This is a genomic window from Streptomyces sp. NPDC002130 (assembly GCF_040296465.1).
Classification (GTDB): domain Bacteria; phylum Actinomycetota; class Actinomycetes; order Streptomycetales; family Streptomycetaceae; genus Streptomyces.
Map to the genome: position 1 here is coordinate 1 of NZ_JBEOXI010000293.1, position 9191 is coordinate 9191.

8 protein-coding genes and 1 pseudogene are annotated in these 9191 nt (G+C 72.6%); 6 read left to right on the top strand and 3 right to left on the bottom strand.

The annotated features are described in order from the left end of the window. The coding region (locus ABT116_RS35580; RefSeq protein WP_351642664.1) for a hypothetical protein at positions 1 to 457 on the bottom strand (457 nt) is incomplete at its 3' end. A gap of 143 nt (positions 458 to 600) precedes the next feature. Further along, positions 601 to 978: a MerR family transcriptional regulator gene (locus ABT116_RS35585; RefSeq protein ID WP_351642666.1), complete on the bottom strand. Its 378-nt coding sequence runs from the start codon at positions 976 to 978 to the stop codon at positions 601 to 603. A gap of 75 nt (positions 979 to 1053) precedes the next feature. Between ABT116_RS35585 and ABT116_RS35590 the strand changes: the two genes are divergently transcribed. Continuing rightward, positions 1054 to 1782, top strand: a complete 729-nt coding sequence (locus ABT116_RS35590) for an SDR family oxidoreductase (RefSeq protein WP_351642669.1) — start codon at positions 1054 to 1056, stop codon at positions 1780 to 1782. 104 nt (positions 1783 to 1886) lie between these two features. Here the strand turns inward: ABT116_RS35590 and ABT116_RS35595 are convergent. After that, positions 1887 to 2061, bottom strand: a pseudogene (locus tag ABT116_RS35595) (transposase); the annotation flags it as partial. Positions 2062 to 2280: 219 nt separating this feature from the next. On the opposite strand from ABT116_RS35595, the gene ABT116_RS35600 reads away from it, so the two are divergent. The 5 genes from ABT116_RS35600 to ABT116_RS35620 all read left to right on the top strand — a co-directional run. Further along, on the top strand, positions 2281 to 3804 hold the full coding sequence (locus ABT116_RS35600; RefSeq protein WP_351642671.1) for a VCBS repeat-containing protein: 1524 nt from the start codon (positions 2281 to 2283) through the stop codon (positions 3802 to 3804). An 85-nt stretch (positions 3805 to 3889) separates the two neighbouring features. After that, a complete protein-coding gene (locus tag ABT116_RS35605) occupies positions 3890 to 5296 on the top strand; it encodes an FG-GAP repeat protein (protein WP_351642674.1) in 1407 nt (468 codons plus the stop codon). 35 nt (positions 5297 to 5331) lie between these two features. Beyond that, the gene (locus ABT116_RS35610) at positions 5332 to 6750 is read left to right on the top strand and encodes an FG-GAP repeat protein (protein ID WP_351642676.1); all 1419 of its coding nucleotides are present in this window, start codon (positions 5332 to 5334) and stop codon (positions 6748 to 6750) included. Between the two features lie 52 nt (positions 6751 to 6802). Continuing rightward, complete coding sequence (locus tag ABT116_RS35615) at positions 6803 to 8251, top strand: FG-GAP-like repeat-containing protein (RefSeq protein ID WP_351642679.1); 1449 nt, start codon at positions 6803 to 6805, stop codon at positions 8249 to 8251. A 17-nt stretch (positions 8252 to 8268) separates the two neighbouring features. Then, positions 8269 to 9191: FG-GAP repeat domain-containing protein (locus ABT116_RS35620; RefSeq protein ID WP_351642681.1), on the top strand; the 923-nt coding region annotated here is incomplete at its 3' end.

Genomic DNA, 9191 nt, shown 5'->3' on the forward strand with positions numbered 1-9191 from the left:
CAGTCGCCCCGGCACAGGGTAGAAGGTCAGGCGGGTAGCAGGCACTTGAGCAGGACGGTGCTCGGAGCCAGGGCTCAAACGGTGTGGAGGTCCTGGTAGCCGGGGCGGGTGGCGAGGGTGCACTCGGCGTGCTCGCGGTCGGTGGATCTCGCGGGGCGAATGAATCCGAAGGCCCGTCGCCATGGGCCTCCCCCCGGCTCTCGGCGACGCGGAGGACGTCCCGCAGCGCCTCGGTGAGACGCTCGGCGAGGAAGCGCAGTTGCGTCTGGGTGGCGCCGGGAAGCAGGTCCTCACCATGGGCGAGGAGTTGAGCACTCATGTCGAGCTGGGTCGCTTCGGCGATGTCGGCCAGACGGGACAGACGTCCGCCGCCGCCGTCGGTGATCAGAAAACAGGGCTTGGCCTCGATGCCGGTCCAGGGCAGAAGCCGAAGCGTACGACGCGGGCCGGTGCTCATCAGGCGGCCTCAAGACCGGCGGGCCGATACGGGTCCGCCCCGGACAGAGCCGATGCGGGATCGCCCGGTTGGCACCCCTGCTGCTCATGGGCAACGAGGTAGGGGCGTACGGCGACGCCGGAGGTGCCGTCGATGACGCGCGCCTACGGGTGCGTGTCCGTGATCGCAATGACCTCGTCGAGGCGGTCCAGGGCGGCCTGCAGGTCGTCGATCTTGGCCTGGATGCGCTCACGCTCGGCTCGCAGCATGGCTCGTTGCCCGGCGTCGGTGTGCCCGGAGTCCCAGCACGGAAGGAGTTCGGTGATCCTTCGGCTGGTCAGGCCGGCGGCGAACATCTGCTGGAAGAAGCGGACCAGGGTGATGGCGTCCTGCCGGTACAGGCGCTGGCCGGACGGGCTGCGCTCCGGGATGAGCAGCCCTTGCTGCTCGTAGTAGCGCACGGCGCGCACCGAGACGCCGGCGCCCCGTGCCACCTCGCCGATGCGGATCAGCCGCTCGGCCGCGGCCTGCGTGACGGTCATGGTGATTCCTCTCACGCCGGTCCTGACGACCAGCACTTGCCTCTGACGCCAGCGTCAGGTTTTAGCGTCCCGGACATGGATATCAACAACGCCGTCGCCCTTGTCACCGGAGCCAACCGCGGCCTGGGCCGCGCCTTCGCCCAGCGCCTGCTCGAACGGGGCGCCCGCACGGTCTACGCCACGGCCCGCCGACCGGAGACCGTGGACCTGCCCGGGGTCGAGGTGCTGCCCCTCGACATCGCCGATCCCGCATCCGTGAGGGCCGCCGCCGAGGCCGCCCCGGACGTCTCGCTACTCATCAACAACGCGGGAATCAGCACGGGGACCGACCTGGTGACCGGTTCGCTGGACGCGGTGCGGCACGAGCTGGAGACCAACATGTTCGGCCACCTGGGAATGATCCGGGAGTTCGCGCCGGCGCTCGCCAGGAACGGCGGGGGCGCGATCGTCAACGTCCTCTCCGCCATGTCGTGGTTCGGGGGCAAGGGCGCCAATGCCTACCACCTGACCAAGGCCGCCGCCTGGGCCATGACCAACGGCGTCCGCCTGGAGCTCGCCGAGCAGGGCACGCTCGTCACAGCGGTACACCTCGGCCTGGCCGACACCGACATGGCCGCGGCCTGGCCGGTGGACAAGATCGCTCCGTCGGACCTGGCCGACGCGGCCCTCGACGGTGTCGAGGCGGGCTCCGCCGAGGTCCTCGCCGACCAGTGGAGTCGGGACGTCAAGTCCCGGCTGCCGCTGACGCCGGAAGAGTTCAACGCCGCAATGGACCGCGCCCTGGCGGCACTGATGGCGGCCTGAGGGGCCCCTCGGGCCGCACGGACTTCGGTCGGCTGCTTCTTCCATCGGCCTCTCGAACTCCTCCACTTGAGGTTGAACTCGTGGTGTCGTGTCGCTGAGCAGGCGGGTCCGATGGTCAGGCCGGTCTCGGCGAGGCAGCCCTCCATGAGGTGACTGCGGTAGGGAGAGCCATCTGCGTCGCAGGAGAGACCAGATGCCTTCGACGGGGTTGAGGTCGGGTGCGCAGGGCGGCAGGTGGTAGATGGTCAGCCACTCCCGGGCTGCCGCCCACTGCCGCAGGTCGCAGGAAGGGCAGGCAGCCGAGTGACCACCGCGCCCCGCCCGCGGCGACCCGGAAATTAACCGAACTCACGTACAACCCTTACGTCCCTCGGCAGGTCTCCTGATCGCCGACCAGCCGTGAACGCCCGGACAACTCCCGGCCAACACGGACAGTCCGGCCCTCCATCGACTGTGGATGTCCGCCAGACATCCCCCGCATGCAGCAGGAGACCCCGCATGCAGCAGCACGAGCGCCCCTCGGGGCGCCGGCCCGCACATCCGTCCCGCCACCCCCGCGTGCGGCTCGCCCTGGCGACCGCCGCCGCGGCCGCGCTGACCGGCACGCTGCTGTCGGCCGCGGCCGGCCCGGCGACGGCCGCGGACGGCACGCACGCCGCGCGGGCCGACTTCAACGGCGACGGCATCGGCGACGTGGCCTTCTCCGCCTCCGGCTCCCACGTGAACGGCAAGAAGGACGCCGGCCGGCTCGTCGTCCTCTACGGCACGAAGACCGGAGTGTCCTCCGCGAAGCGGTCCGCGATCAGCCAGGACACCGCCGGGAACCCGGGCACGGCCGAGACCGGCGACGTGTTCGGCGCCGACAGCGCCTACGCCGACTTCAACGGCGACGGCTACGACGACCTCGCCGTCTCCTCCCCGATGGAGGACGTCGGCAGCGACAAGGACGGCGGCGCCGTCGCGGTCCTGTGGGGCTCGGCCCAGGGCATCACCGGCAAGGGCGTCTCGATCGCGGACGCGGCCCCCACCAAGCACGACCGCTGGGGCAGGAACCTGGCCGCCGGTGACTTCGACGGCGACGGCAAGGCGGACCTGGCCGTCGGCAACACCTCCAACGTCATCCACGTGCTCAAGGGCGGCATCAGCGCCTCCGGCACGGCGGTCAAGGGCCGGTACAGCGTCAAGGCCCCGGTCCAGGCGTCCGGCGACGGCTCCGGCCCGCTCAACATCACCGCGGGCGACGTCAACGGCGACCGGCGCACCGACCTGGTCGTCGACGGCTTCGAGACCGCCACCGGCCAGTACTGGAACACGAACTACCTGCTTCCGGGGACTGGTTCCGGCCTGTCCGCCACCGGCGCCCGGCCGCTGAAGGCCGGTGTCATCACCGGCATCGGCGACATCAACGGCGACGGGTACGGGGACATCGTCACCGGCATGCACTGGAACAAGGCCGACGACGGGGTGGCCTTCCCGGGCGCCTCCGACGGCGGCAAGGTGTGGATCACCTACGGCGCCGCGGACGGCGTCGGCTCCACCACCGGCATCACCCAGAACACCGGCAACGTCCCCGGCAGTTCGGAGAAGGACGACTACTTCGGCTACGAGCTGGATCTCGGCGACGTGAACGGTGACGGCCACCAGGACCTCGTGGTCGGGGTGGCGGGAGAGGACATCGGCTCCGTCGCCGACGCCGGCCAGCTCGTCGTGCTGTACGGCTCGGCCGCGGGCATCAACACCTCCACCGGCACCCAGTCCTTCGCGCAGAGCACCGCGGGCGTCCCCGGCTCGGACGAGAAGGGCGACTTCCTCGGCACCGACGTGAAGCTCGACGACGTCACCGGCGACGGCCGCGCCGACGTACTGGCCGGCTCGTTCGAGAACGACGGTGACGGCGCGGTCCTCTACCTGCCGTCCAACGGCACGAAGATCACCGCCACCGGTTCGCGCGCCGTCTCCCCCGGCGACTCGGGCGTCCCGACGACGGGCTACCCGAACTTCGGCGCGAACTTCGCCGACTGAGCCGCCCCCAGCCGACAGAGCCACCCCGCACCCCTCCGGGGCCGGGCCTTCCCGGTCCGGCCCCCTCCCCATCCGGAGCCCCGCCTTGCGCAAGCACACCCTCCTGCTGGCCGCAGCCCTCACCACCGGCCTCCTGACCGCCACCCCGGCCACCGCCGCCCCCTCCGGTCTCGCCGGGGACTTCAACGGCGACGGGTACCGGGACATCGCGGCCGGCGCCGCGTGCGCCGACGTCGGCTCGGCGTCCTGCGCCGGCGCGGTCGTCGTGCTGTACGGCTCGGCGTCCGGCGTCTCGGCCGCCCGCAGGGCCGTCATCACCCAGAACAGCGCCGGGGTGCCCGGCACCGCCGAGGCGGGCGACCTGTTCGGCTCCGCCCTGGCCGCGGGCGACCTGGACCGGGACGGCTACTCCGACCTCGTCGTCGGCGCCTCCAACGAGAGCGTCGGCGACCGGGACGGCGTCGGCTCCGGCACCGTCCTGTGGGGCGGCAAGTCGGGCCTGTCCGGCGGCAAGGGCCTGCCGCAGCCGTCGACGCTCTCCGAGTACGGCAACTTCTCCCGGGGCATCGCGACCGGTGACTTCGACGGTGACGGCGACACGGACGTCACGCTCACCGGCCAGAGCCACACCCGCATCTACAACGGCCCCTTCACCCGCACGAGCGGCCCGGTGAGCCACGTCCGGGTCGGCGAGGTCGGCACCACGTTCGAGGTGTTCGCGGGCGACCTCACCGGCGACGGCGCGGCCGAGCGCGTCTACCCGTTCAACGTGGACGGCGACACCGGCGGCCAGATCGACTACTTCCGCTGGACCGGCATGACCTACAAGATGGCCGATCTGCCGACCGCCGACGGCTACCCCGGCTCCATCGGCGACATCAACCGCGACGGCTACGGCGACCTCGTCCTCGGCGACCCCACGGACCCGTACGACCTCAAGCCCGGCGGCCACAAGGGCGGCCAGATCACCGTCTGGTACGGCGGCCCGAACGGCCCCGACCCGGCGCAGCAGCCGACCGTCGTCCACCAGGACACCGCGGGCGTGCCCGGCGCGGCCGAGGCCGAGGACGGCTTTGGCGGCGCGGTGAGCACCGGCGACATCAACGGCGACGGGTACGCCGACGTCGTGGTCTCCGCCCCGGGCGAGGACATCGGCTCGGCGACGGACGCGGGCTCCGTGACCGTGCTGTTCGGCTCCGCCTCCGGCCTGAAGACCGACAGCGGCGTGAAGTCGTACACCCAGGACACCGCCGGAGTGCCCGGCTCCGCCGAGAAGGGCGACCGTTTCGGTTCCGCCGTCGGCCTGACGGACGTGACCAAGGACGGCAAGGCGGACCTGGTCGTCGGCGTGCACGGCGAGAACTCCACCGGCGGCCTGTGGACCCTGCGCGGCTCCGCCTCCGGCCTGACCACCAGCGGCGCCCAGGGCATCACCACCACCGCCGTCTCCCTCAAGGGCAGCGTCAACCTCGGCTCGGCCGTGGCCCAGTGACACCCCGCCGACTCCCCTGTGAGGCACGTACACCCATGCGCACCCGCATCACCGCCGCCGTCCTCGCCGCGGCCCTGACCCCGCTCGCCCTCACCCTCTCCGCCCCCACCGCGCACGCCGTGCCGGCCGCCGCCCCCTACGACTTCAACGGCGACGGCCGCACCGACCTCGCGATCGGGGCGCCGGGCGCCACCGTCGCCGGGCAGGCGAAGGCCGGTGCCGTGTCGGTGGTCTACGGCAGCACCAGCGGGCCGAAGAGCTCCACGCGCACCCTGCTGACCCAGAACACCGCCGGGATGCCCGGTGCCGCCGAGGCCGACGACGCGTTCGGCTCCGCCCTCGCCTCCGCCGACCTGAACACCGACGGCTACGCCGACCTGCTGATCGGCACGCCCGGCGAGGACGGCAGCGACAGCAACGACGGCACGGTCACCATCGTCTGGGGCTCGGCGTCCGGCCTGTCCGGCGCCCGTACGCTGTTCAGTTTCTTCAGCACCGACTACGACCGCTACGGGCAGGCCCTGGACGCGGGCGACTTCGACGGCGACGGGGACGTGGACGTCGCGGTCGGCTCCACCGGCCCGGTCACCCTGTCCCTCGTGAACGGCCCGATCACCAAGACCGGCGCGTCCAACGGCGGCTCGGGCAGCGGCTGGGGGTCGTCCTCCAACGGCACCACCCACCTCTCCTCCGGCGACGTCACCGGCGACGGCCACCCCCGCGTGGTCCTGCACGGCCGCGCCGCGCACGACGGCGCCGCCACCACCTCCCTCGCCGACATGAAGATCAGCAACTACACCGACTGGCTGCAGAAGCTGCCCGGCGGGTTCGTCTCCGCCGTCGGCGACATCGACGGCGACGGCCACGACGACATCGCCGTGGGCAACGACCGGGAGGCGTCCGCCGACCCGGGAGGCGCCCTCGGCGGCAAGGTCACCGTCGTCTACGGCGGACCCGAGGGCGCGGACCCGGGCCGCGCCCCGCTCGTCCTCACCCAGGACACCGCCGGTGTCCCCGGCGCCGCCGAGAAGGGCGACCGCTTCGGCAGCGACGTCTGTCTCGGCGACGTCAACGGCGACGGATACGCCGACCTGGCGATCGGTACCGCGGGCGAGAACGACTCCGCCGGCGCCGTCACCGTGCTGTACGGCTCGGCGTCCGGCCTGACCACCAAGGGCGCCACGGCGTACACCCAGAACACCGCCGGGGTGCCCGGCGCCTCCGAGCAGGGCGACCGCTTCGGCGAACGCGTCACGCTCACCGACCACACCGGCGACCGCCGCGCCGACCTGACCGTCTCCGCGCCGGGCGAGAACGCCGGCGACGGCGCCGTCTGGTCCCTGCGCGCCACGGCGACCGGCCCGACGGCCTCCGGCTCGACGAGCTTCGGCCCGGGCACCACCGGCATCTCGACGGCCGGCGCCCCGGGCTACGGCACCGCGCTCAACTCCTGATCACCACCACTTCCTCCTGATCACCACCACTTCCGACCCGACGGGGATCCCGATGCGCAAGCGCACCATCCTCCTGGCCACGGCCCTCACCACCGGGCTGCTCACGGCCCTGCCCGCGACGGCGGCCACCGCCGCACCCGCCGCCGGCCCCACGGCCGACTTCAACGGCGACGGCTACGGCGACGTGGCCTTCGCCGCCCCCTACGCCAAGGTCGACGGCAAGGGCATGGCCGGCTACGTCGCCGTGGTCCACGGCGGCCCCACCGGCCTCGACCCGGCCAAGCGCACCGTCGTCAGCCAGAACACCGCCGGTGTGCCCGGTGACGCCGGCAACGAGGACACCTTCGGCGGCGCGCTCGCCCAGGCCGACCTCAACGGCGACGGCTACACCGACCTCGCGGTCGGCGCTCCCGGCGACCGCGACGGCACCGACGGCGACGGCGGCACCGTCACCGTCCTGTGGGGCTCGGCGAACGGCCTGCAGAACGGCACGACGGTCAAGGACCCGGCCGTCTCCGCCCACAACAACTGGGGCAACCTGCTGACCGCGGGCGACTTCGACGGCGACGGCAACGCTGACCTGGCCGTCGGCACCGACACCGACGACGTCCACGTCGTCCGCGGCCCGTTCACCACCAACGGCGCCACGGGCGCCACGCAGAAGATCTCCACCCCCGAGCCGGCGTGGATCGTCGACGCCATGAACGCGGGCGACACCAACGCCGACGGCAGGTCGGACCTGGTCCTCACCTACCGGGTCTTCACCAACGACGACGAGACGGGCAGCTGGTCCAAGGGCGTCGCCTACCTCGGCTCCCCCACCGGCCCGGACACCACGGCCCCCCGCGCACTGAACGGCGGCACCTCCCTGGCCCTCGGCGACATCGACGGTGACGGCCACGACGAGATCGCCCTCGGCAACGTCTTCAGCAAGGGCAGCGACCACACCGGGAGCCTCGGCGGCAAGGTCGTCGTCATCCGTGGCTCTGCGGGCGGCCCCGTCAACGGCGACGCGCCCATGGCCGAGCTCACCCAGGACTCCCCGGGCGTCCCCGGCGCCGACGAGGAGCGCGACAACTTCGGCGGGTCCCTCTCCATCGGCGACACCAACGGCGACGGCTACGGCGACCTCGCCATCGGCGTCGGCTTCGAGGACATCGGCACCACCGAGGACGCCGGCGCCGCGATCCTCATGAACGGCTCGGCCTCGGGTGTCTCGCGGACCGGCGCCCGCACCGTCACCCAGAACACCGCCGGCGTCCCGGGCGCCGCCGAGGCCACGGACTACTTCGGCTCCGAGACCCTGCTGGCCGACGTCACCAAGGACGGCCACGCCGAGTTCACGATCACCGCCGGTTTCGAGGACGAGGGCATCGGCGCCATCACGGCCCTGCGCGGTTCGGCCACCGGCCCGGTCACCGACGGCGCCCGCACCTTCGGCCCGGGCAGCCTCGGCCAGACCCGCTCCTACAGCGCGTTCGGCGCCAACCTCATCGGCTGACCGGCCAGGGAGACAGCATGCGCAGATCCACCACGACCGCCCTGATCGCCGCCCTGCTGGCGACCGGCGTCACCCCCGTGTTCCTCACCGGCCCCGCCGCCGCGGCGCCGGCCAAGCACTACGACGACTTCAACGGCGACGGCCGCCGCGACCTCGCCTACGGCGGCTACAACGACGTCGACCGCGAGGGCGGCACGATCACCGTCGTGTACGGCACCGCCACCGGCCTCGACACCGCCCACCCGAAGTACCTCCACCAGGACAGCGCCGGCGTCCCCGGCACCGGCGAGGAGGACGACCAGTTCGGCGCGTCCCTGGCGAGCGCCGACCTCAACAAGGACGGCTACGCGGACCTCGTCGTCGGCAACCCCACCGAGCACGTGGGCAGCGACGACTACCGCGGCACCGTCACCGTCCTGTGGGGCTCGAAGTCCGGCCTGTCGGGCGGCACCAACATCACCCCGCTCGGCGGCTCGGCCGGCCACTTCGGCCGCGACCTGGCCACCGGCGACTTCACCGGCGACGGCTCCCCCGACCTGGCCCTGATCGGCGGCGAGGAGGCGTGGCTGTACCGCGGCCCCTTCACCAAGTCCGGCACCACCGGCAAGGTCAGCAAGATCGACAAGGAGTCCGGCGGCTGGTACTCCTCCGCCCTCGGGGCCGGGAAGGTCGACGGGGACGGCAAGACCGACCTGGTGGTCATCGGCACGGAGATCACCGGCAGCGACATCCGCGAGCGCGCCTGGTACCTGAAGGGCACCTCCTCCGGCCTCGCCTCGGGCGCCTCCAAGACCCTCAGCGACCGGCAGGAGGGCCTCTACCCGAGCCCCGTCGTCGGCGACTTCGACAAGAACGGCTACGGCGACATCGTCCTCGGCGTGCCGGACAAGGACAACGGCAAGGGCGCGGTCACGATCTGGCGCGGCACGTCGTCGGGCCC